The 22,334-nt window shown below is 41.3% G+C and carries 19 protein-coding genes; 8 read left to right on the forward strand and 11 right to left on the reverse strand.

The window, feature by feature from the left end:
* Positions 1-43: 43 nt before the first annotated feature.
* The 3 genes from ACWATR_RS24490 to ACWATR_RS24500 form a co-directional block, all read right to left on the reverse strand.
* The gene (locus tag ACWATR_RS24490) at positions 44-1,486 is read right to left on the reverse strand and encodes an HlyD family secretion protein (RefSeq protein ID WP_460338175.1); all 1,443 of its coding nucleotides are present in this window, start codon (positions 1,484-1,486) and stop codon (positions 44-46) included.
* A 159-nt stretch (positions 1,487-1,645) separates the two neighbouring features.
* On the reverse strand, positions 1,646-2,113 hold the full coding sequence (locus ACWATR_RS24495) for a MarR family winged helix-turn-helix transcriptional regulator (protein ID WP_420760226.1): 468 nt from the start codon (positions 2,111-2,113) through the stop codon (positions 1,646-1,648).
* A 480-nt stretch (positions 2,114-2,593) separates the two neighbouring features.
* Positions 2,594-4,252: an ArnT family glycosyltransferase gene (locus tag ACWATR_RS24500; protein WP_460338179.1), complete on the reverse strand. Its 1,659-nt coding sequence runs from the start codon at positions 4,250-4,252 to the stop codon at positions 2,594-2,596.
* A 138-nt stretch (positions 4,253-4,390) separates the two neighbouring features.
* On the opposite strand from ACWATR_RS24500, the gene ACWATR_RS24505 reads away from it, so the two are divergent.
* The gene (locus tag ACWATR_RS24505) at positions 4,391-5,035 is read left to right on the forward strand and encodes a class I SAM-dependent methyltransferase (protein WP_460338181.1); all 645 of its coding nucleotides are present in this window, start codon (positions 4,391-4,393) and stop codon (positions 5,033-5,035) included.
* A gap of 498 nt (positions 5,036-5,533) precedes the next feature.
* Positions 5,534-5,989: an EVE domain-containing protein gene (locus ACWATR_RS24510; RefSeq protein WP_460338183.1), complete on the forward strand. Its 456-nt coding sequence runs from the start codon at positions 5,534-5,536 to the stop codon at positions 5,987-5,989.
* 96 nt (positions 5,990-6,085) lie between these two features.
* On the opposite strand, the gene ACWATR_RS24515 is transcribed toward ACWATR_RS24510, so the two are convergent.
* The 3 genes from ACWATR_RS24515 to ACWATR_RS24525 all read right to left on the reverse strand — a co-directional run bounded on the left by ACWATR_RS24515 (position 6,086) and on the right by ACWATR_RS24525 (position 9,839).
* Complete coding sequence (locus ACWATR_RS24515) at positions 6,086-6,910, reverse strand: M90 family metallopeptidase (protein WP_460338185.1); 825 nt, start codon at positions 6,908-6,910, stop codon at positions 6,086-6,088.
* Between the two features lie 92 nt (positions 6,911-7,002).
* Positions 7,003-8,925, reverse strand: a complete 1,923-nt coding sequence (locus tag ACWATR_RS24520; protein ID WP_460338187.1) for an Hsp70 family protein — start codon at positions 8,923-8,925, stop codon at positions 7,003-7,005.
* A 14-nt stretch (positions 8,926-8,939) separates the two neighbouring features.
* Positions 8,940-9,839, reverse strand: a complete 900-nt coding sequence (locus ACWATR_RS24525; protein WP_460338189.1) for a hypothetical protein — start codon at positions 9,837-9,839, stop codon at positions 8,940-8,942.
* A 155-nt stretch (positions 9,840-9,994) separates the two neighbouring features.
* Here ACWATR_RS24525 and ACWATR_RS24530 point away from each other — a divergent pair, with 155 nt between their 5' ends.
* From ACWATR_RS24530 to ACWATR_RS24545, 4 genes are all read left to right on the forward strand, one after another.
* A complete protein-coding gene (locus ACWATR_RS24530) occupies positions 9,995-10,786 on the forward strand; it encodes an SAM hydrolase/SAM-dependent halogenase family protein (protein ID WP_460338191.1) in 792 nt (263 codons plus the stop codon).
* A 324-nt stretch (positions 10,787-11,110) separates the two neighbouring features.
* Positions 11,111-12,610: a cryptochrome/photolyase family protein gene (locus tag ACWATR_RS24535; protein ID WP_460338193.1), complete on the forward strand. Its 1,500-nt coding sequence runs from the start codon at positions 11,111-11,113 to the stop codon at positions 12,608-12,610.
* A 54-nt stretch (positions 12,611-12,664) separates the two neighbouring features.
* Positions 12,665-12,877 carry a hypothetical protein gene (locus tag ACWATR_RS24540; protein ID WP_460338195.1) on the forward strand — a complete coding sequence of 71 codons (213 nt, stop codon included), beginning with the start codon at positions 12,665-12,667 and terminating at the stop codon, positions 12,875-12,877.
* Positions 12,878-13,126: 249 nt separating this feature from the next.
* The gene (locus ACWATR_RS24545) at positions 13,127-13,873 is read left to right on the forward strand and encodes a Uma2 family endonuclease (RefSeq protein ID WP_460338197.1); all 747 of its coding nucleotides are present in this window, start codon (positions 13,127-13,129) and stop codon (positions 13,871-13,873) included.
* A gap of 267 nt (positions 13,874-14,140) precedes the next feature.
* Here the strand turns inward: ACWATR_RS24545 and ACWATR_RS24550 are convergent, their stop codons facing one another.
* Positions 14,141-14,884: a response regulator transcription factor gene (locus ACWATR_RS24550; RefSeq protein WP_460338199.1), complete on the reverse strand. Its 744-nt coding sequence runs from the start codon at positions 14,882-14,884 to the stop codon at positions 14,141-14,143.
* Between the two features lie 157 nt (positions 14,885-15,041).
* Between ACWATR_RS24550 and ACWATR_RS24555 the strand changes: the two genes are divergently transcribed.
* The gene (locus ACWATR_RS24555) at positions 15,042-16,106 is read left to right on the forward strand and encodes a YheT family hydrolase (RefSeq protein WP_460338201.1); all 1,065 of its coding nucleotides are present in this window, start codon (positions 15,042-15,044) and stop codon (positions 16,104-16,106) included.
* Between the two features lie 72 nt (positions 16,107-16,178).
* Here the strand turns inward: ACWATR_RS24555 and ACWATR_RS24560 are convergent, their stop codons facing one another.
* Positions 16,179-16,346 (reverse strand): hypothetical protein, encoded by a 168-nt coding sequence (locus tag ACWATR_RS24560; protein ID WP_190893192.1) that lies wholly within the window; start codon positions 16,344-16,346, stop codon positions 16,179-16,181.
* 614 nt (positions 16,347-16,960) lie between these two features.
* On the opposite strand from ACWATR_RS24560, the gene hetI reads away from it, so the two are divergent.
* Entirely contained in the window at positions 16,961-17,680 is a 720-nt protein-coding gene (gene hetI, locus ACWATR_RS24565) for a 4'-phosphopantetheinyl transferase HetI (RefSeq protein ID WP_460338203.1), read from the forward strand.
* 90 nt (positions 17,681-17,770) lie between these two features.
* Here hetI and ACWATR_RS24570 read toward each other — a convergent pair whose 3' ends face one another.
* From ACWATR_RS24570 to ACWATR_RS24580, 3 genes are all read right to left on the reverse strand, one after another.
* Positions 17,771-18,574 (reverse strand): SDR family NAD(P)-dependent oxidoreductase, encoded by an 804-nt coding sequence (locus tag ACWATR_RS24570; protein WP_460338205.1) that lies wholly within the window; start codon positions 18,572-18,574, stop codon positions 17,771-17,773.
* 549 nt (positions 18,575-19,123) lie between these two features.
* The gene (locus ACWATR_RS24575) at positions 19,124-20,638 is read right to left on the reverse strand and encodes a thioester reductase domain-containing protein (protein ID WP_460338207.1); all 1,515 of its coding nucleotides are present in this window, start codon (positions 20,636-20,638) and stop codon (positions 19,124-19,126) included.
* 2 nt (positions 20,639-20,640) lie between these two features.
* Positions 20,641-22,317 (reverse strand): PfaD family polyunsaturated fatty acid/polyketide biosynthesis protein, encoded by a 1,677-nt coding sequence (locus ACWATR_RS24580; RefSeq protein ID WP_460338209.1) that lies wholly within the window; start codon positions 22,315-22,317, stop codon positions 20,641-20,643.
* Between the last annotated feature and the right edge of the window lie 17 nt (positions 22,318-22,334).

Raw genomic sequence — 22,334 nt, forward strand, 5'->3', positions numbered from 1 at the left:
CTAATGACCAATGACAAATGACAAATGACCAATGACCAATTACCTACTTAACTTCCACAGCAACTTCCGCAGACATCCCCGGTGTAATCCGCGATTCGTATCCTTGAATGCTCTTTTGATCGAAAACTATTTTTACTGGAATGCGCTGCACAACTTTGGTAAAGTTACCTGTAGCGTTATCCGGTGGCAATAAGGCAAACTGAGCGCCGGAAGCTGGCGAAATACTGTCAACACGACCAATAAAGGTATGATGAGGGAAGGCATCTAGCTTGATTTCTACTGGCTCTTGTGGCCGCATCTTTTCTAATTGAGTTTCTTTGAAGTTCGCAATTACCCAATAGCTGTTATCCACGATCGCCATTAATGGTGTTCCCGATTGGACTCGGTTGCCAACTTCCACGTTTTTCCTACCTATGCGTCCGGCACTGGGCGCGGTAATATTGGTGTATGATAGTTGCAATTGTGCGTCTTTAAGCGATGCTTCTGATTGCGCGATCGCAGCTTTTGCCGCTTCGTATTGACTACGTTTTACTGTTGTATCTTGTCCGCCGGCGGTAGCTTGTTGCAATCCTCCCTTAGATGCTGCCAATTTAGCTTGGGCGCTGACTACATTTTCTTGCGCTTGTGCTAATTGAGATTGGGCTTGGGCTACACCAACTTTGGCGGAGGCTAACTTGGCTTGGGCTTGTTCTACTCCCTGAATGGCGGCGTTTTTCTGTGCGGAAGCGACATCATAATCTGCTTTAGCGGTGTCTAACTGCTGACGAGCGATCGCACCTGTCTTATATAACTCGTTGTAACGATTGTAATCTGTTTGAGCTTTTTCCAAATTCGCATTGGCTTGCGCTACCTGCGCTTGGGCGGCGGGAATTCCTGCTTGGGCTAGTCTGACTTGGGCTTGGGCTGCTGGTATCCCAGCTTGGGCTTCTTGTACTGCTGCTTGGGCTGTGGAAATTGCTGCTACTGCACCGCTGACATCCCCCTGCGCTTGGGTTGTCTTCCCACTAGTGGTTTGTGAAGTTAAAGCAATATTTGCTTGGGCGGCTTGCGCCTGACTTTGAGCATTTTCTAGGGCGGCGGCGGCTTGCTGTACCTTACTTTGATAGTCCCGTGGATCTAACTCCACTAACAATTGTCCCGGTTGCACGAGTTGGTTATCATTCACAAGCACCTGACTTACAGTTCCGGGAATGCGGCTACTAATTTGGTGAATATTTCCCGCAACGGTGGCGTTGTCTGTTTCCTGATGGGTAGAGGCATATTGCCAATAGTGATAACCAAAAGTACCTGCGGCGATCGCAGCGACACCTAATCCTGCCAAAATTAAAGCAGTCGGTTTTTTCCGCTTCGGTGGAACTTCTTTCTCGATCTCAGGTGCTTCTGTTGTTACAGTCACAGCTTCTAAAGTCTCTGAATCAGGAATCATTTCTTTTTCTATAACTGGGATCTTGTTTTGGTTGTGTCCGTTAAAAGTATTAGCGCTCATGATTCTTAACTCGCTTGTTCGATAATTTGATTGATAGTCGTTTATTTAGAATGCGTAATATTTCCTGAAAAAAATCTTTTTTCCTTAGTATGCGTAGTATTATCTCAAAACCAATTCTGACATCACTTCCCCCGGTTGGGTGATTATTAGGATGAGCTTTTAGGAGAGGTTAGCGATCGCTCGATTCAAGATTTGGGAAAACAGTTCTCGGTCAGCAAAAGAAATACCTTCCATCGCTTCATCACGCACGGCTGCGGCGATTGGCGGTAAGACAGCTTCTAGTTCCTTACCTGCATCCGTTAGCCAAATCCGCCAGATCCGGCGATCGTGGGTATCGCGTTCTCGACGCACCAAGCCGCGTTCTTCCATGCGATCTAGTACACCTGTCAAAGTTCCTCCCACTTGTTTGAGTTTATCCCCAATACTAGAAGTCGGTAAACCATCTTCTTGCCATAAACAGCACAAAACCAGCCAGTGAAATGGCGTCAATCCAAATGGTTCTAGCCTCTCAGTAAATTTGCGACTGAGCAATTGTGAGACTAATTTGATTCTGTAACCTAAATTGTATGGTGCCAGATTTTGCTGCCACGACTCTAAAGCTGGGGAGTGATTAGATGTAGAAACCATTTAGCAAAATACTTAGTATACGTACTATTGTAACTAGATTTAGTGTTTTTTAGCAACTGTTGCTTTTAGGACTTACGCATTGATAGAAAATACCAAATATGGATTCTTTGAAAAAGCACGTCTGTCGTAGGGGTAAAGCACATTGCTCATTGGTGTCAACTTAAGCCAAAAATAGCTTCGCTGCGGGCTTCCTAACCCGCCAGAGAATCAATTCTCTGGCTCATAGCTAAAATCTACTGAAGTAGACTGAATATTTTTGGGGATATCTAGTCCTCTTCAGAGGACTTTAGCTATGAGACAGGGATTTACAATCCCTGGCGGACGTGCGGTTTCGCGTTAAGTTGACACCAATGAGCAATGTGCTTTACCCCTACAGATGACCATCGAAGAACAATTAATAAAAGGCTGAAACGACCCATTTTCGTATATGCATACCATGATTAAGTTGTACAGTGCGTAAGTCTTAGCTTTGCATCTATCTTAGGGAAGAACTTGAATAAACTGATACTCTTTGACTGTATCGATAATACGGTGAGGCCGAGATAATTTAGGGGTCTGGTTAGTATAAACCCAAGCATAGCTCAAAGCGGGTACTTGGGAAATAGAGACAACTGGTTGAGCTTGAATAGGAAGATAGAAATCAAGCATTACTTGGATTTTATCGTCCATTTGCACAAAGTAGATCGGATGAGATTGGAGAATTGAGGCGATCGCAGGTTGTTGTAAAAAAGTTCTAAAAACAGGATTATAGTCGCTTAACAGGCCTATGCTACCTATCGCCGCCAAAGCTAGCCAACAGGGAATTAGCCAACCTGCAATCCAGTAACGGGCTGTAAGAAACTTCTTGCCAAAGTGGTAACGACTAATCCACACCCCAGGTAAAATTAGCCAACCCAATCCCATAGCAAAGCCAATAGTTGCATACTTACGGATATCAGAACCACCCCAACTAATAATCACAATACTCGCCATAATCAGTAAAACACCTAACCCACCAAAGCCATAACTAAGATTCCGGGGAAGATTCTGCTTGGCGAAAAAGTTGGATACATTTTTTTTACCTTTTGTAAGAGGTAATTCTGAGGAATTTCTTGTTTGATAAATATTACCTAGCCAGTTTAAACCTACAGATGCAAGCAAAGCTACGAATGGATAAAGGAGAAGACTATAATGAGGGAAACGAGTAGTAAAAAAACTCAGTTCCAAAAATAAGACAATTGGAAACCCAACTAATATTAAATTGTAGCGACTAATTGGACGACGGACAGTCAAAAACAAACCTAAAAGTCCGAAGAAAGCCCAAGGAAATGATTTTAAAGGAATATTCCATATATAGAATAGCGGGCCATTATCATAAGGGTCATTAGAACTTAGAAACAAAAGAAAGTTGAGCAACTCTTCAAAACTCTGATTTCCATAGTGCTGCCAACTTAACCACAGCCAAACACAAGTAGGTATTAAACCTACGAAAAATCCTAAATATAAAATTGGGTTAGTAAGATGACGATGACGGCGATGTTCCCAAATTAAATAAGGTAATAAACCTGTGATTGGCAAAAAAATCATAAAGCTTCTGACTAAGAAGCCTAAACCTAAACTTAAACCAGCTATAAAGCTCCAAAAATAGCGATATTTAGGATGTAATTCCGTTTTAATAAAAGACCAAATAGCTAAAAGTACCAAAAAAACCATCGGTACATCAGGTGTACTTAAGCGAGAGTATTGCAGCCAGAGAAATTCTACACTTAAAATTGCAGCAGCAAGCCAAGCTAATTTTTTGCCTAGCATAATTTTGCCGATTTCATACACAAGCCATAAGCTCAAAATGCCAGCAATCATACTAGGAAGACGCGCAGTAGTATCACTAACACCAAATATCTGGTAGAAACTAGCAATTAACCAATAAGGGCCAGGGGTTTTGTGATGTGCCTTTTCCCAAGGAGCTATCCAATTACCAGAATCAAACATCAGACGGGCCCGCGAAGCATAAAGGGCTTCATCGTGTGCCATCAGACTATTGTGCCCAGAAGTAAATAATAATAAAGGGAGTATCCAAACTAACAAACTAAAATGGGGTGATGATCCAACTAGGCGGATTTGACGCCAAATATACTGCAACAAGGGTAGTTTATATAACATTTAATTGATAAAAATTGAATGCTGCTACTTAGATTCGTTTAAGTGTCCTGCTGTTATTAAAATATCTTACATAGGGATTGTTGAAAAATACCTGAAATTGCCGCAATTGTCGGAAAAAGTTCTCCAAAGCAGAGATTTATGCAGTTAAAACCGAATCAACGCCTGAAATTAGACGATAAAGACGATAAGCTATTCTATGCCTATCCCCGCTTCGTAACCCATGTGGATGAAGGATTTATTCAACAGTTAACAGATTTATATCGCGATCGCCTAAAACCCAACACCCGTATTTTTGATATGATGAGCAGCTGGGTGTCTCATCTACCAGAAGAGATGGAGTTTGACCATGTGGAGGGACACGGACTCAATGCCGAGGAACTAGGGCGAAATTCCCGCTTAAATCATTACTTTGTCCAAAATCTTAACGAAAATCCGCAGTTACCCTTACCAGATGAAAATTTTGATGCTGTTCTAAATTGCGTATCAGTGCAGTATGTGCAATATCCAGAAGCAATATTTTCCGAAATTTACCGCATCCTGAAACCTGGTGGTGTCGCAATTATCAGCTTTTCTAACCGAATGTTTTTTGAAAAAGCAATTCAAGCTTGGCGAGAAGCTTCAGAATCACAGCGAGTGGAATTAGTCAAAGCTTACTTCGCCTCAATTCCAGGATTTACAACCGCAGAAGTTATAGCTCAAAAATCAACATTACCGAATTTCTTGCAGTGGTTGGGCGCACCTGGAGGAGATCCGTTTTATGCAGTTATAGCTTACCGCAGTTAAATTTATTAGTACAGCACGGCGTAAATCCAGCTATTATCTCAAAGACAAGGGAAAAATCCCCTTGTTAAAGACCGAATGGCACTAAGAAAAGATACAGCCCTTGTTCTGACTGCTTCCCCTGTTTCTTGATTACTATTTCTTAACCTCCACTTCCCTAAGATAAAGATACAGCCCTTGTTCTGACTGCTTCCCAGCCTCCAGGCTGGGAATCCATTCTGGGAGGCTCCGCCTCCAGTAGCTTAAAACAATTCGCAATGGGCTAACGCCCCGCTCCGCTAACGCAATTATGTTTTGTAACGGGGATTTAACCCCAACACAAAACGTGCTGCTTATAGAGGCAGGGGACTCAAACCCCCAAAGTTCGTTGAATTGAGGCAGAGCCTCTTTTAAATACATTCCCAGCCTGGAAGCTGGGAACGAGACGACACAAGCTTTTGGGCTTTTCTTAGTGTCATTCGTTAAAGACCCTTGTTATTTGTATATAGATAATTTCTGTAGATGAATTATTGGCTAATGAAATCAGAACCAGAAGCCTATAGTATTGTTGACCTTCAACAGCAAAATGAGACTATCTGGGACGGTGTTCGCAATTACCAAGCTCGAAACTTTTTGCGCCAAATGGATGAAGGAGACTTAGCTTTTTTCTATCACTCCAGCACTAATCCTCCTGGTATTGCTGGGTTAATGCGTGTGGTGAAAAAAGATATTTCTGACCCAACCCAGTTTGATCCAGAAAGTAAATACTACGACCCGAAATCAAGTTTTGAATCCCCTCGATGGCAAACAGTTGTAGTGGAGTTTATCGAGACTTTTTCTAACCCCATCTCGCTATCAATACTCAAAGAGAAATTTAGCGCCGAAGAGTTAATGTTGCTGAGACAAGGAAATCGGTTATCTGTAATGCCTGTCCCTGAAGCAATAGCTTTGAAGATTCTGGCGATGAAAACCTCCTAATTAAAATAATTCGTAATTCGTAATTCGTAATTCGTAAAACATTTTTAAGGAAGGTTGATTAACTGGACATAATGTCGTGATTTGTGATTGCTTAGTTCACGCCCATTGCACAGGATCTAATTGATAGTAACGTTGCAGTTGCTCATAAAGTGCCGGATGCTTGGATAACAATTGGTGTGGTTTTTCAAAGAATGTCTCAGTCGCTACGGCGAAAAATTCTGCGGGATTTGTTGCACCATAGCTATCCATTACCGTCTTTGCACCTTGTAAAACATCATTACAAAGTTGCTGATATGCTTCTGTCATCACCTTCGCCCAAATAGTATAGTCTGAGTTACTTTGCAGTATAGGAACTCCTTCAGCTTTACCATTTTCTTGATCTAATTGATGGGCGAATTCATGAAGCACAACATTACGTCCATCTCTCCAGTTATTCGTGTCTTGTTTCACCTGTTCCCAAGATACTACTAATTGGTCATTTGTCCACGATTCACCCAGTCTTGCTACACGCCTTTCTTCAACAACATAATTTCCGACAGAATTTTTTTCCTGAACAAAATAAGCATTGGGATATACCAGAATTGAACGAAGTCTGGGAAAGTACTGCCCACGTTCATTTAATAGAAGTAAACAGGCGATCGCAGCAAGAGTCAGTTTCATTTCCTCCGTTACCTGTAATCCTCTACAGCCAATAAATTGCTTTTCTGCTAAGAAAACTTGAATATGCCCCTGAAGTCGCCTGATTTCATCGGGAGAAAGGCAGAGAAAGATGGGAAGATTATTCTCAATAATGGCATTCCAAAGTGGAGGAAAAGGACGATTTTTAAGACGGTTTCTTCGTTTATTGACTAGGCTAGGATTGACTAAAATTCCAGTGATGATCAGCCCAATAATGAGAAAGACAACTATTGTTTTAATCATTTCTTTTGAGCAGTTTACATATTTAAGTTATCGGTCAACTGAGGCGAGGCGATAAGAATTTATAAAAACTATATTTACTGGTAATATCACTGTTATTGGATCAGAATTATACAAGATTGAACTTTAGTGGCAAGGGTTTTTTGCAGCCCTTGTTCAACTTTGACAATCAGTTTGTCAAAAGCCTCTTGATTTGCTGTCAATTGTTCTTGAAAAACTTTCTCTAACTCCGGCTTGATTTGCTCACACATATCCTCAATTTTTTTGTCATTCAAAAAACTCGAACGAATCCAACTAGGAACATCCACATTTGTCTTGATTACTTCTTGAACACTCTTACGATTTAGCTCCATTCCTGCCGCCATAACCGAAGCTCCATATACTAGTGCAATAGGCCAGGTTAAATGTCCAGTCAGTATGAGAGTAATGATGCTAGCCACAGCGCCACCACCAATTACTACATTGACAATAAACGCTACTGTCTCAGCCAGGATGGCATCTCCAATTCGTAGCTCTGGGTTAACAAAATTTGGATCAATACTATCCTCAAATCTTAAGCTGCTTCTAGGTATCTGAAACTTTCGACATATTGGATCGGTTTGTGCGGCTAAATCTGGTTGGATTTTATTACTAAACCAATAAGCACATTGATGATTAATTATCTGCACAGCAATATCGCTTTTGAGCCACTGTTCTGCTCGACCGAATAAAGATGTTTCCAAATCTGCCAAAGTCCGGATTTTGTTTTTTTGCCAATCTTTTAAACCTGGTTTAACTGCGTTGACAATCAAGCCATCTGTCAAAGGTTTAGTTAGTGATTCGATTAACTCCGGGATATGCTTTTCAATCAAACCTTTAAGCTTATTTGAGGTAAATAGTTTGTTGACTTCTTGTTTAAAAGCAGCAGCACGCAGATCCCATCGTCCTACTCGTGCTAAACCCAGTGCAATACAGCGTTCTGGTTCTGGATCAGGGCGAAGCAGCGTTTCTGGTTCGGGAAACATTTCCTGACAAAGAACGTGCGTAAACTTCATGCGAGATGCACCGCCAGTCATTAGCAAAAGTTTCGGCACGATTCCAAGTTTTTCTAGCTTTTCTTTCGCCTCGGTTAAAGAGTTGCGAAATGATTTAATCCAACTATGATTTTCCAGTTCCGGTAAGGGTTGATTTAAAATTTCCTCTATGATCAATTTATTCACTTGGGGAATAAAATAAATCTGTTCGTTGATCGACTCGAAGCCACGCGCAAAGGATTCAGGATCGCTGTATAACTGTTCATTAGAAAAGTAATCTTCTTTAGCTTTGCGGCAAGCAAGTTCACAACGAGCTTGGTGATGTGGATATTCCTGAAATACTTTTTCGAGTAATACTTTTTGTTCGTGGTTGGCGAGAGTCCGGGCAAAAATAGCTTTGTCAATTAGGGATGCACCTAAAGTATTACTCCCGAAATCTATCGGTATCTCTTCTAAACTTTTAACCAGAGTAAAATCTGTGGTTGAAGAACCAATATCGACAATTAACACAGAGCCAACAAGTTTGTCATACTCCAGTTTCCCGGCTTCTTTGGCTTGCATGAAAGCAGCCCGCGATTCTGGTACAACATTTAGTTGGGGAATGCCAGCTTCTTGAAGTAGCTTTTGGTATTCGGTGCGATCGCTAACTGTCCATCCTGAAGGGCAACCAATGTAAAAATAGCTACCTTCACCACCTTCAAGCTGTTTACTTTCTTTCAAAAGTCGGTAGTAGGTTGCTACAAAAGTGCTGATTGTTTCTCGATATTTGGGATCGTTGTTAGGTTTTTGCTTGAAAGAAATCGTCAATTGGGTAACGCCAGCTTGAATTAATGCTTGTTCGCCGACAAGATAACCGAGTTTAGGATGCCAGCCAAGCGCTGTAATTTGGTTCTTCTTGTTATTAATCTCCAGCATTTGCGGAGGTTCGATGCTTTCCACGATCGCTTTCGCTACAGCCGTTTCACCGTGTCCCAAATCAAAACCGATTGTTTCTAAAATTTCCATACCCTTATTGTCTATTATTCTCTAGCTGAGGAATATGCTGGCTCAATTACCCTACCGCGTCTAATTAAGCGATCGCCTTTCAACAAAGCCGGCGTTAGAGTCACGTGTTCTTTGGTATCGGGGTCGATACTTGGCTCAAAGTCAAAATACTCGCGATCGCTATTTGCTCGGTAAATTTGAGCGTTAATTCCCTGAGACATTAAAATCTGTGGCAGAAGTTTCGCCAGTTCATGAGCCATTTGGGGTTTATCAAGTTTGGATGCGCCCACTAGTCTTTGGAGAAAATTCAATAGCTCTGGCAATTCTTCTATTGCTAAGTCGCCATCATGTTTATTTGATTCTTCTACTCTAGCTACTGCTAGGTCGATAGTGTTGAGAGCATCGCCAAGATGATCGAGAAATACTTTGCTATCAACCCTAAGAATCGGTTGAGGTAATTCCAATAGTCCTTTAGATATAGAATTATTTTGCTGATTCTTTAATTCAAGTTGAAGTACAATTTCTAATCCTATAAGTAGAGAGGTTAATAAGATAGCCATCCACACACCTGGGGTAGTTTTAGTTAAGGAAAACAACGAACCTAAGATGCCTATATAAATTAGTCCCTTTAGCAGTTTCAGAATTAATCTGCTGCTAAACAACTTTGTACTTGGGTTAGTAATTTGTCTTTGTTCTGTTGGAGCAACTTGAAGGTAGTTAGCCGCAGCCAGAGTGGCGATAGACTGCCGCAGCGTATCCAGGAAAAAGGAAGCTAGACGAACTTGAGCCAAATTAAGCTTTTCAATGTAAATTCTTTCGAGATTATCGAGTCGGTTTTGAACCAGTTTAACTATTTGCTCAATGCCGATTGTATTATCAATATCTGTCTGAAGTTGCTTGCGTTCTTCGCTAAAAAGTGAAGTAATTGTTTTCATTGCGTTGACTAAGACTTTAACGTTATTAATTAGGAGTGAAATGAACAATCGTTTTTTCATTTCAACCTGTAATCACATAATTACGAAATAATTCATAATTCCTAATTATGAATTAAGTTGATTGCAAATTACTACTCATCAGAAGGAGTAACAGAATGTTTATCTGCGTCATTGCAGACTACGGTACAGGAGATCCGGCATTTACTGAAGTCACACAACGTCTGCTGATGACTTTTCCCCATGCCCAAATTCATTTGCTTTCGGTTCCAGCATTCAGTACCTTAGCAACGGGATTCTGGATTGCCCAACTAGGACTTAACCCTGGGCCTAGCGATCGCCTAATTTATCACAACTGTGCGCCTCGTCAAGATGATCCTGAAGCCCGTCGAGATAATGAAGGTGAAGGATTAACTTATGCCCTTCTATCCAATGGTGTAAAAGTAGTGGGTGTGAATGCGGGCTACACCCTCTCTTTTATCAAAGACTATACAAAGGAGTTGCGAGTGATCAACGTTTCTCGTGGTGGTTCGCAGTTTCGCTCACGGGATGTATTTCCTCCAGCTGCGGCTGCCATTATGAATGAAGATTTTAGCCTTTTGGGAGATAGTTTGAAGAGTGAGCAAATCCCAGACGTTCCACCAGATCGAATTGCCTGGATTGATGGCTACGGCAACATCAAAACAACTATTGGGGCCCATACACTTAACTTGGAGCCTCAAAGCAAGATCGTGATCCGCATTGGAGATGTGGTCAGCGATGCAGTATATTCTGATGGCAGCTTCAAGGTATCTGAAGGAACTTTAGCCTTTGCTCCTGGTAGTTCCGGTTGGTCAAGAGGCGATTCAGGAGAACCATTGCGCTTTTTAGAGCTATTTCTGCGAGGAGGGAGTGCTTGGGAGCGCTTTGGTCGTCCCCGTGTGAATCAACAAGTAACTAGAATTGCCTAAAATCGATCGCCCCCAGAAATTCTAAAAGAAAACTCTTGAGAGGATGTTTGAAAAGTTTTGGGCGATTGGAAATCGCAGCTACACAAGCAAAGTCCGCCTGCGCGGACTAACACAAAATCAAACTCTTTAACCCACGTAGGTGGGTTTTGTCTGTGTAGCCGTGACTTCTAGTCGCCAAGGCTAGTAAAAATTTAGACTTTTCAAACACCCTCTGACTCCTGAATTCTGTTCGATAAACTACCAAATCAAATCCACTCCCCCACGCCTTACAGATAAACACTATCTATGTTTATCTGTAAGGTATGGGTATTAGTGGTACTAACAATGACAATTGGGGTTTGGATATTAGGCGACCAACTTTGGGTAAAACAAGCAGCTTTAGAAAGTTGTTTTCATCAGGAAAACGTGCCTGTAATTTTGATCGAGTCGCTGCATCATATTGAAGTAAGACCTTACCATCGGCAAAAATTAGTCTTACTTTGGTCGGCAATGAGGCATTTTGCCCAAGAGTTGCGACAACTAAAATATTCAGTCACATACAAAATAGCTGAAGATTTTAAAACACCACTCCAAGAATGGATTAGGGAAAATCAAATTACTCAGTTGCGGGTGATGACACCGAATGATCTACCATTCACCCAAATGATTCAAAGTTTAGAACTCTTTTGCACAATCACTTTGATTCCTAACAATCATTTTTTGTGGAGTACAGAAGAATTCAATAATTGGGCGTCAGGTCGTAAGCGCCTGTTAATGGAAGACTTTTATCGGGAAGGAAGGCGACGGTTTCAAATTTTAATGGAGAAAGATAAACCAGTCGGTGGACAGTGGAATTTAGATCAAGAAAATCGTCAACCACCCAAAGGTAAATTAAACACACCACCTGCACAATGGTTTGAACCAGACGAAATTACTCTCGATGTCATTGCTCAAGTTAATTCTCTCACTTGCCCAACTTATGGGGAAATAAAGCCTTTTCGCTGGGGGATAAATCGTCAACAGGCACTTCAAGTATTAGATTGGTTTATTCAAAACCGTCTACCAAATTTTGGCCCCTATCAAGATGCAATGGTAACGGGAGAAGAAACAATGTGGCACGCGCTACTTTCTCCTTATTTAAATATTGGGTTACTCCAACCAATGGAGGTAATTCAAGCTGTACAACAAGCATACTTCCAACAGCAATTGCCTTTAAATAGTGTAGAAGGTTTCATTCGTCAAATATTGGGCTGGCGAGAATATATGCACGGTATTTATCACTATGTAGATGCAGATTACTCAGATAAAAATTGGTTTAACCACACACAACCGCTCCCGGATTTTTTCTGGACAAGTAGAACCGAAATGAATTGTCTACACCAGACTCTCACGCAAGTGGAACGCACTGGCTATGCTCATCATATTCAACGGCTAATGGTGTTGAGTAATTTTGCTTTAATTGCCGGACTTTCACCACAATCTGTAGAAAACTGGTTCCATGCAGTGTTTATAGATGCTTATGACTGGGTAATGCAGACAAATGTCATTGGTATGGGTTTATTTGCTGATGGAGGTGTGTTGGCATCTAAACCCTATGCTGCTTCTGCTAACTATATAAATAAAATGAGTGACTATTGCAAAAGTTGTGTTTATAACCATAAGGAACGTGTAGGTAAAAATGCTTGTCCGTTCAACTTCTTCTATTGGGATTTTCTTGACAGACATCGCCAACAACTAAAGTCTCAAGGAAGGATGAGTTTTATTTTAAAGAATTTGGATAAAATGTCTGCTGAAGAATTACAGTCTATCCGCCAACAAGCTCAAGATTGGCACGCCCAATCATAGGTAACGCAAGGTATATCAGAATCAGTCACTTAACGTACAGTACAGGTACTTAAAATGACAAATACAACCGAGAACACATTTAGTTCAGGGATGACTAATGAAGATTGGTTTAACTTAGGAAAATCTGATGCTTGGGCTGGAAAAGCTAAATTAGCACCAGAAGAAGATTCTCAAGCTGCTAGTATGTACGACCTGGGTTACTGCGAGGGAAAAATTAAACGGCCGCCAACTGAAATTAGTCAGTCTGCTACAGGCTACTTAAATTAGTAGTATAAACAGTATCAGCGCTGTTGTTCAGTATACTACAGCAATACCCCGCTTAATATCATATCCGCATTGATAAAACAGGAGTCAGAATACAGAATGGGCTAAACCTTAGCTATCCGGTGGTGTTCGCAAAAGCGATGATGGGATTATGCGATCGCAATATTTTAGCGAAAAGCGATACACTCGGAAAAATGGTGCGATCGCTTAATATAAAAATATCCGCAACGCCCAGCCAACAGGTGAAAAGCTATGTCAGAAACTATCCTAGCTGCACCAGATATTCAACTCCCACCCACCCAAGCAGAATTACCTTACGATGACGGTATTCCAATGGAAAGCGCACGGCATAAAGCCCAGATGGACTTGCTCATAGATGCTCTGATACCTTGGTTGTCAGAACGAGAGGATGGGTTTATTGGCGGTAATATGTTTGTTTACTACAGTCTGGCGCAGGTGCGGAACAAAGACTTTAAAGGGCCAGACTTTTTTGCTGTGTTGGGAGTCCCTAAAGGAGAACGACGCAGTTGGGTAGTTTGGGAAGAGGGGAAAGCACCAGATGTAGTTATTGAGTTGCTTTCTGACAGCACAGCCCAAGCAGACAAAAACTTCAAAAAGCTGATTTATCAAAATCAAATGCGTGTACCGGAATATTTTTGGTATGACCCTTTTAATCCTGATGATTTGGCTGGTTTTTCTAATGACAAAGGAGTTTATCAACCCATCGCCGCAAATGCTCAAAATCAGTTGGTGAGTCAATCTTTAGGGTTAGCATTGCAGCTTTGGCAGGGAAATTATAAAGGTATTAATGCTACTTGGTTACGCTGGGCAATGTCGTTAGGAGAATTACTGCCAACTCCTGAAGAAAAGGAACGCCAAAGGGCAGACAAGGCAGAATCACAGTTATTACAAACTGCACGCAACTTACTTGAGTCTGGGATGACAGTGGAACAGGTAGCTAGGTTAACAGGTTTGAATAAATCGGAAATAGAAACGTAGAACTTAGAGCAGAATTCAGAATATTTAGAATACAGTTGAGGCAAAAAAGCGATCGCCCCAGTCGCTAAAGGTTGCATAGCTATCTTTTACTCAGTCTTCTTTAGAAGACTTTAGCTATTAGCCTCAGAATTCATTCTGAGGCGATTGTGGCAAGGAGTGCAATATCTGAAGATAGTTTAAAAGCTGGTATAAAAGTACATAAAATTCGTAGGGTAGCACAGCTGTGCTACCCTACTAACCTAGACACTCAGTACTGCTTGGGTGATTTCACTCCACCACTGTTACAGAAGCCCCTTCTACTGATGGAGGTACACCGGGTAATTCAAGACAGTATCCAGCACCATATACTGTTTTGATATAGCGGGGATGGCGAGGATCTGGTTCAAGTTTGGTTCGCAAGTGGCGAATATGGACTCGAATCGTTTCTATGTCGTCATCAGGATCGTAGCCCCAAACTTCTCTGAGGATTTCGCTGGGAGAAACTGTTTGACCGTGGCGTTGCAATAAGCAGTGAAGTAACTCAAATTCCAAGTGAGTCAATTTCACCGTCTCATTGAACCATATTGCCTCAAATCTTTCGGGAACGAGGGTCAATGAGCCATAGTTGAGAATCTCACTATGCTTTGCGGCTTGGGGAATGCGGTCAGTCCGCCGCAAAAGTGCCCGTACCCGCGCCAGCAGTTCTTCAACTTCAAAAGGTTTGGTGAGGTAGTCATCTGCGCCCGCATTGAAGCCTTCCACCTTGTCTTGAGTTTGGCTCAAAGCCGTCAACATTAACACGGGAATCTCAGAGGTGCGATCGTCTCGGCGCAGGCGTTGGCAAACGGTGAACCCATCTACTCTAGGCAACATTAAATCGAGCATGATCAAGTCTGGTTGTAGCTGGAGAGCCAGCGCTTGACCTTTGATGCCATCTTCAGCTTGACTAACATCGTAGCCAGCCATTTCCAAGTTGACGGCAACTAGTTCTGAAATCGCTGGGTCATCGTCTATGACAAGAATCCTCGGCATTCTTAAAAAATTATTACTACTTATTAAGGATAATTAACAACCTTTGATAGATACAAAGATTTTTGAATCAATGATGAAAAAGTTTTTAAATCTTACATAAATATTAAGATTAAATGACTGTGAAATCAAGACTCAATTACACGAAATCTTATAGTCTATGATGTGTTATGCTCCCCCCTACAATCCGTCTTGGTTTTTACAAAACGGTGTGATTATGACTGTATACACCGCTTTGTGGGGAAAACGTCACTGGCAAAGTACTACTAAAGACCCAGAACCGTCTTATCACGAGAAAATCTTTGTTGGTGGCCAAGGTGTGCCAATTTTTGGCTTGGTTGCCATCCCGGAAAATGCTCATAGCACGATTATCGGCACTTATGGCATTACTGGAGAGTTAAAAACAGAATGGTTTTTGAGAGTGCTAGGGCGTAAAGCTTACGCTCAAGGCTACGCTATAGTGTTATTTGATTGGCGGGCCCACGGCAAAACTGCCGAATTATCGCCGACTCTGACTTCTGATGGTTTGTATGAGGGGGAAGATTTTGTTCGCATCGCCGCCGCTGCTAAGGCAATGGGATGTCCGGGTAAATTTTGGTTTACAGGGTTTTCTTTAGGCGGGCAATTGGCGCTATGGGCGCTGAAGGTCGCTGGTGAGGTGATTAGCGAGTATGGAGATTTAGGGCTAGAAGATAGCGATATTGGCGGTGGTATGGTAATTTGTCCGAGTTTGGATTCACAGCGATCGCTATCTTATCTGGTTACAAAGCCCTTTGGCAGATATTTGGAAGCAGGGATTGCCCAAAATTTAAAAAAACTGGCGTGGCGGATTCATGATGCCCATCCTGGAAGCATTGACCCAGAAGCGATTGAACGGGCAAACAGTATTTGGGGTTTTGATAATGAACTGGTAATTAACCGACTAGGTTTTTCTTCTGTGGAAGCGTATTACCAAGCTAGTAGTGCTTTACAAATATTGCCGCAAATCTCGAAACCGACTTTGATCTTATATGCTGCTGATGACCCACTTTTTGACCCAGCTATAATACCGGAATTAGAAGAAGGGTGCGATCGCAATCCTGCAATAGATTTGTTACTCACTCAATACGGCGGTCATGTTGGCTATTTGAGCAGCAAAGAGTGCCAGCGTCAAGTACAAGACCCCGATCTTTGGTGGGCATGGAATCGGGTTTTACAATGGTTAGAGCAACAACGAACAGAGTAATAAGCGAGACGATATTCTTAGAGTCGTATCGTTTGGAAGCGCAAAATAGAGAGGATGGCATTGACCCAGAAGCTACCACAATATCATTGGTAAACCAGCAATAACAGAAGCAATACCCGTCCAGAGAGTAAAACGCGCAATATCTAACTCATCCAAAGCAACGCTCATTTGCCTAATTGCTAATAGCAGCGCTGCTAGTAGCAGTATAAAGAAGGCAAAGTACTCCAAATTAAGAATCATTCATCCTCACTATGTTCTACAAAAAAGTAGTTGTAATAGGTTTTTAACAAGCTTTGGCAAGGGTTTTTTGTTCCAGATTTAACACTTTCTGAGAAAAATTATTTATTACTGAAGAGATATCTACTTCAGAACACTTGCAGATATTAGTCCTAGTTACTTTGAGCAATGCTGTAATGCTAATGTTGTAACTAAAATAAAATTTGCGATTCTCTGTCAAGAGTTTTAAAGTATTCTCTCAGGGTATTTAACGTGGAATTGAGAAGCGTACATCTAGAGTATTAAAACAATTCGCAATTTGCAATTACGTTTTGCGTTAGCGAGTCTGCGAGCGTCCGGGGATTTAGACCCCAACCCAAAACGGTCTGCCTGTAGAGGTAGGGGACTTAAACCCCCAAAGTTCGATAAATTATAATATTTAGCTGGCAACAGTAATCGCGGCTACCTGTATTTATGTTTACAGCTAGACTTAATATCTAACAACACCTATGGCAGATTCTAGGAAAAACACGCGCAGTTGTATATAGTAATGCTAAAGCGTCAAGCCAGATCCACCCATAATAATCGTCGTAATTAAACAAACTATTAAAGTACAACTTTCTTGACTTTTTGACTCAATGACCGCTTCTAATGATATTTGGCAACCTGCACCGACAGATTTAACTTTGTTACCGGATGAGATTCATGTCTGGCGCATAGAACTTGACCAACCAGAAGTACAGCTGCAAAATTTAGCAGCAACTCTTTCCAGTGACGAAAAGGCTCGTGCTGAACGGTTCTATTTTCAGGAACATCGACAGCGTTTCATCGCTGGTCGCGGTATTCTGCGAACTATATTAGGTAGCTATTTGGGTATCCAGCCCTTACAAGTGCAGTTTAATTATCAACAGCGTGGCAAACCAGTGTTAGCAGATAAATTTGCCGATAGTGGACTGGCGTTTAACTTGTCTCACTCCCAAAGTTTGGGTTTGTGTGCGGTGAATTGTACTCGCCAAATTGGTGTAGACCTAGAATATATTCGCCCGATGTCTGATTTAGAAGCTCTTGCCAAACGGTTCTTTTTGCCGAGAGAATATGATATGTTGCGATCGCAATCTCCCAACCAACAGCAAGAGATATTTTTCCGTTACTGGACTTGTAAGGAAGCTTATTTAAAAGCAACTGGAGACGGACTATCTCAGTTAGAGCAAGTTGAAGTATCGCTGACTCCCACAGAACCAGCCAAGTTACAGATATTAGGAGACTGGAGTCTTTTTGAACTAGTACCTGCAAACAATTATGTTGCTGCCGTTGCGATAGAGAATTTTGGCTGGAATTTAAAGTCCTGGCAGTACTGATGTTGACTAAGCTCATCTCCTAGATGAAACAAGAGGGATATGGTGGACAAATGACAAATGACCAATGACAAATGACAAATGACAATCTGCTTACTTATCCTCCTGCATATTTCGCACAATTTTTGTCACCAGGTTTCTAGGTACAAATCTAACGCTTTTTGCAAGTATTGCATTGAGTAAACCAGGAATGACAATGGTTTGACCCTTCATTAAGGCACGAAAACCAACTTCTGCTACTGTTCGTGCATCCATCATCCTTTTACCCTTGAGCAACTTCGAGTCAGCCATCCCGGTTCTTTCATGAAAAGCAGATGCGGTTGAGCCTGGGCAAAGAACTGTCACAGTGACACCAGTACCTTCTAACTCATTAGCGATCGCTTCTGAAAACGATAAAATATAAGCTTTAGTAGCAAAATAAACTGCCATTAAAGGCCCAGGTTGAAAAGCAGCAGCCGAGGAAACATTTAATATTTTACCTTCACCTTGCTTAACCATGTGCTTCACGAATAGCTTAGTTAAATGGGTGAGACACACCAAATTTACCTGTAGCATTTCCAATTCAGTAGCTAGGTCTGTTTCATGAAATAATCCATAGATACCAAATCCGGCATTATTTACCAGCACATCAACATTAATATCGGCGAGTTGCAACTCCGTGAAAATTTCTTCAGGAGCAGTTGATATAGATAAATCTTTAACAATAGTTTTGACAAAAATTCCAAATTTTTCTTGGAATTTAGCTGCAATTTCTACTAGCGTTGGCCCGTTTCTGTCTACTAAGATTAGATTGTAATCATGAGCAGCAAAAATACAGGCTAATTCGTAGCCAATTCCACCAGCTGCGCCAGTAATAAGAGCAGTTTGTTTGCTCTGTCTTTGATGTGTTGTGTTCATGTAAGAATATTGGTGAATTCAACTTGATGAAGCTGCGTTGCATTTACAGTGGTTCTTGTTCTACAATTAAGTACGCGTAATATCTCAACCTACAAGAAATATCTTGAGCTATTACCCTTTCAAATGCTTATGTGATGCATTGGATAGATGTAGCAGTCCAAACGCAAATTTAGGACTTATGCATCGAAGAAGTTAGGCCTTAAAGGAGTTCGGTTATTTTAGACTGCTAGCATTAGGCTTTTGATCACTCACAAAAGCCAGCAGGTAAAATCAACCTTTTATGCCCGATATTAACCATTCTATCCTCAATTGCTTCTGTCAAGGGTTGAATACTAAAAATTTACATGATTGAGCATAAAAAAACAGGGCAATTATATTGCCGCTGTTAGTGTATTAGTTGTTGCTGGCATCTGAAATATTGGCTATTTAGTAGTACTGAGTTTTAAAAAGCTTGGACTAAATAAACTTATTTTTTAGGTTCGTAACGCACCGAAAGTATCCGGGATGGTGCGTTACGTTCCTAACATATCCTACGCAATTTGTGAATTCCTAAGCTAGATTCAAGAAGCCGCTTTGAATCAAGTAAGCTGTATAAGTCATAAACAATTGAGAGTCAATTGGAGGACAAGCAATAGAACTCCCTGCTAGTGCATGGAGAGTATCTTGGCAGCTAATATGGGGTCTTCTAGCTTGCAAGTACAAATCAGGAATAGTCAGTTGTTCATCAGACCAACGTTCCAGTAAAAATGGTCGCAGAGTGTATAAAGGATTGTCAGCAGAAGTCACATTATTGATTAACTCTGATTGCCATTTTTCGTAAGGAATCATCTCAACTGAATAACCAAAAGAGCGTATCCACTCAACTAGCATTTTCAAAGCTGCGGGTTGGGGATGTTGTAAATTGAAAGCCTTACCTATGGATTCTTTTTGGCGTGATAGATAAACAATGGCTTTACTTACATAGTCCACAGGAGACATATCCAACATATAATCTACATCAGGGAAATATCCCATTTGTAGACAGCCCTTGGTCATCAAATTGATAAAGTCATGTGTGTTACAAATGCCTGTCTTACTATCACCAGAAATCAGTGGTGGTCTGTGGATAGTTACAGGAAGTCCACGGTCACGAGCAATTTTGACTAACTTTTCAGCTACCCATTTTGTTTGTGAGTAACCAAGATAAATGCCTTCCCAATGATTAAATTCATCCTGCTCTTTGACAACCTTACCAGCATAAGCAGTGGATTCAAAAACAGCAACACTAGAAACGTAATGTACAGGCTTGACTTTAACTTGACAAGCCAATCTCAAAACTTCTTGAGTTCCTAATACATTGGCTGCTTTTAGTGCAGAGTATGGAAAAACATAATTCAACAAAGCAGCACTATGATAGATGGTATCAATATTTGCAGCTAAAATTTGAAACTGTTCCGAACCAATACCTAACAAAGGCTGAGATAAATCGCCAACAATCGGAATAATTCTGGAGTTAAATTCTTCCTGCCAAATGGCATACTGTTCCAGATTCTTTTGGAGTTTGCTTTTGCCTTCTTCGGCATTAGCAGCACGCACTAAGCAATAGATATCCGCATTAGTTTCTTGTAGCAATTCCCGGATGATGAAAGCTCCTAAAAAGCCTGTTCCTCCAGTTAAAAAGATGTTCTTGGGTTCACCTATAGCTACATTAGATGCAGCGCCGGGATGGATGGTGGGGTCAAGAACAGCCTCAGCACCTAAATCTAGAACAGAGGGTGCAGTATTGGCATTAGAGGCTACTACCTTTGTATCTTGAACTGGTGAACCTTCTTGCACTTCTTCAGCTAAACGCTGTGAAAGAGCTTCAATATTTGGGTAATGCCACAGCAGCAATGGAGATGGTTGAAATCCGAGCAACTTTTCTAAGTTACTGACTAGAATCATTGCTTGGGCTGAATCCAAACCATAGTTTTCTAAATGTTCTGTGACATCTATTTCATCAGTTGCAACTCCTAGCAACTTAGCTAAGTTAGATACCAAAAATACTTGAATATCGTCTGCTGTGAAAGACTGTTTTATAGTCATTTTTAAATCTCCAACAATGATGTAGAACGAACAGGGTGATACTGACTGTAATAATCGGAAGTTTGTAGCCCTTGAATTTTCAAATTTTGGACACGATACAAAAAGGCTGCACCAGTCATAATTTGATTAGCAACATCAACTACCTGACGATTATTTGGTTCAGACAAATAAGAACCGCGTACCCAGTCATTGAAACCGCCCATTGCCGGGCCACACCAAATTTGATAATCGACTTCTCTGCCTTTTTCACCAGAACTAGACCAGCGAGAAGATAATCCTAGATACCAGCGGAAAATCAACGCCATTTTTAGTTTAGGATTATTGACTGCTTTCCCAAGTTTCTCAGGGTTTTTTTGGGACAAATAAGCCGCAGTTCCTTCCCATACTTCAGCAATAGTTTTACGAAAAACTTGTTTTTCTAATTTCTCTCTTTCTGCAAGGGGGATGCTTTCAATGGAATCATAAGCGCGATAGAGTTCAAATAATTTCTGCGCTCGCATGGGGAACATCGTACCCCGTTTGAGAACTTGCAATTTGACTCCCATTTCAAACATATCGGCTGCTGGCGCCATTATCATATCAGCCATTTCTGCTTGGGCTAGTAACTTTTTGGTATGTTCACAAGCCCCAGATTCAACACATGACTGATTAATGGAACCGGTCATTATATAAGCAGCACCCATCATGAAAGCTGCTAATGCTGATTGTGGTGTCCCAATTCCCCCTGCTACGCCGATTCTAATTGGTGTTTGGTAATGATATTGGGCTTGAATTTCATCCCGCAAGGCAATAATAGAAGGCAGCAAACAAACCAGGGGACGGTTATCTGTATGACCTCCAGAATCAGCTTCGACGGTAATATCATCAGCCATCGGAACTTTAGTTGCAAGAGTTGCTTGTAACTCAGTAATTAATCCTTGTTGCAGAAGTTCTTTCAGTATTCTCGCTGGTGCTGGTTGCAAAAATTTAGTAGCAACTTCTCGGCGAGAGATTTTGGCAATGACTTTATTTTTGATTTCAATTTGATTGGCGCTATTCAACCCCAATCCAGCAACACGGTAATAAACAATGTTGGGAGTCAAGTCGAGAAATGCAGATGCTTCTACTGTTCTCACTTGATATTTTAGGTATAAATCCACAGCCCGGCGTTCAATCGCTGGTTCATTGGGACTGTGAATTAAATTAAATGCATAAGGCCCTTGAGGTAAAGCTTGTTGAATGCGATTGATGGCTGCTTCCAAACGTTCTGGAGTTAAACCACCTGCACCAAAAGAACTCAAAATTTGCTCTTTTCCTAGCGCAATTACCATTTCTTCAGAAGCAATTCCGCCAGCCATTGCGCCGGTAACGTAGGCATATTTCACTCCATGAGAGGAGAGAAAATTCGGATCTCCAAATTGTTGAATGCGGATTGGTGCTGCAAATGTTAGCAGTTCTACTTGTGCTGTTGTGCCATTATCACCAGGGCATAAATACCCCTCATTTGTAACACCGATTTTTCCGGCAACTTTCACGATGTAGCAGGGTTTATTTAACACCATCAATTTATCTTTGATGGTTTGTTTCTCGAAAGATACAGTTTCTAAAGAACCTTTCCAAACTTGGTTTTTGTTATATGACCAAGCGGAGAAGTTAAGACCATTATCGTGTTTACTTAGTACCGTATCTACGGTTGTCACGGTAGTTATCCCTCGGA

It is taken from the genome of Nostoc sp. UIC 10890 (assembly GCF_054786515.1).

Excerpts from the sequence above, each read along its gene's own strand:
- ACWATR_RS24530 (WP_460338191.1), top strand. The coding sequence starts at position 9,995 with ATGTTTATCTGCGTCATTGCAGACTACGGTACAGGAGATCCGGCATTT.
- ACWATR_RS24495 (WP_420760226.1), bottom strand. The coding sequence starts at position 2,113 with ATGGTTTCTACATCTAATCACTCCCCAGCTTTAGAGTCGTGGCAGCAA.
- ACWATR_RS24550 (WP_460338199.1), bottom strand. The coding sequence starts at position 14,884 with ATGCCGAGGATTCTTGTCATAGACGATGACCCAGCGATTTCAGAACTA.
- ACWATR_RS24535 (WP_460338193.1), top strand. The coding sequence starts at position 11,111 with ATGACAATTGGGGTTTGGATATTAGGCGACCAACTTTGGGTAAAACAA.
- ACWATR_RS24490 (WP_460338175.1), bottom strand. The coding sequence starts at position 1,486 with ATGAGCGCTAATACTTTTAACGGACACAACCAAAACAAGATCCCAGTT.
- ACWATR_RS24505 (WP_460338181.1), top strand. The coding sequence starts at position 4,391 with ATGCAGTTAAAACCGAATCAACGCCTGAAATTAGACGATAAAGACGAT.
- ACWATR_RS24560 (WP_190893192.1), bottom strand. The coding sequence starts at position 16,346 with ATGATTCTTAATTTGGAGTACTTTGCCTTCTTTATACTGCTACTAGCA.
- ACWATR_RS24500 (WP_460338179.1), bottom strand. The coding sequence starts at position 4,252 with ATGTTATATAAACTACCCTTGTTGCAGTATATTTGGCGTCAAATCCGC.
- ACWATR_RS24510 (WP_460338183.1), top strand. The coding sequence starts at position 5,534 with ATGAATTATTGGCTAATGAAATCAGAACCAGAAGCCTATAGTATTGTT.
- ACWATR_RS24570 (WP_460338205.1), bottom strand. The coding sequence starts at position 18,574 with ATGAACACAACACATCAAAGACAGAGCAAACAAACTGCTCTTATTACT.
- ACWATR_RS24555 (WP_460338201.1), top strand. The coding sequence starts at position 15,042 with ATGATGTGTTATGCTCCCCCCTACAATCCGTCTTGGTTTTTACAAAAC.
- ACWATR_RS24515 (WP_460338185.1), bottom strand. The coding sequence starts at position 6,910 with ATGATTAAAACAATAGTTGTCTTTCTCATTATTGGGCTGATCATCACT.
- ACWATR_RS24520 (WP_460338187.1), bottom strand. The coding sequence starts at position 8,925 with ATGGAAATTTTAGAAACAATCGGTTTTGATTTGGGACACGGTGAAACG.
- hetI (WP_460338203.1), top strand. The coding sequence starts at position 16,961 with ATGACCGCTTCTAATGATATTTGGCAACCTGCACCGACAGATTTAACT.
- ACWATR_RS24545 (WP_460338197.1), top strand. The coding sequence starts at position 13,127 with ATGTCAGAAACTATCCTAGCTGCACCAGATATTCAACTCCCACCCACC.
- ACWATR_RS24525 (WP_460338189.1), bottom strand. The coding sequence starts at position 9,839 with ATGAAAACAATTACTTCACTTTTTAGCGAAGAACGCAAGCAACTTCAG.
- ACWATR_RS24540 (WP_460338195.1), top strand. The coding sequence starts at position 12,665 with ATGACAAATACAACCGAGAACACATTTAGTTCAGGGATGACTAATGAA.
- ACWATR_RS24575 (WP_460338207.1), bottom strand. The coding sequence starts at position 20,638 with ATGACTATAAAACAGTCTTTCACAGCAGACGATATTCAAGTATTTTTG.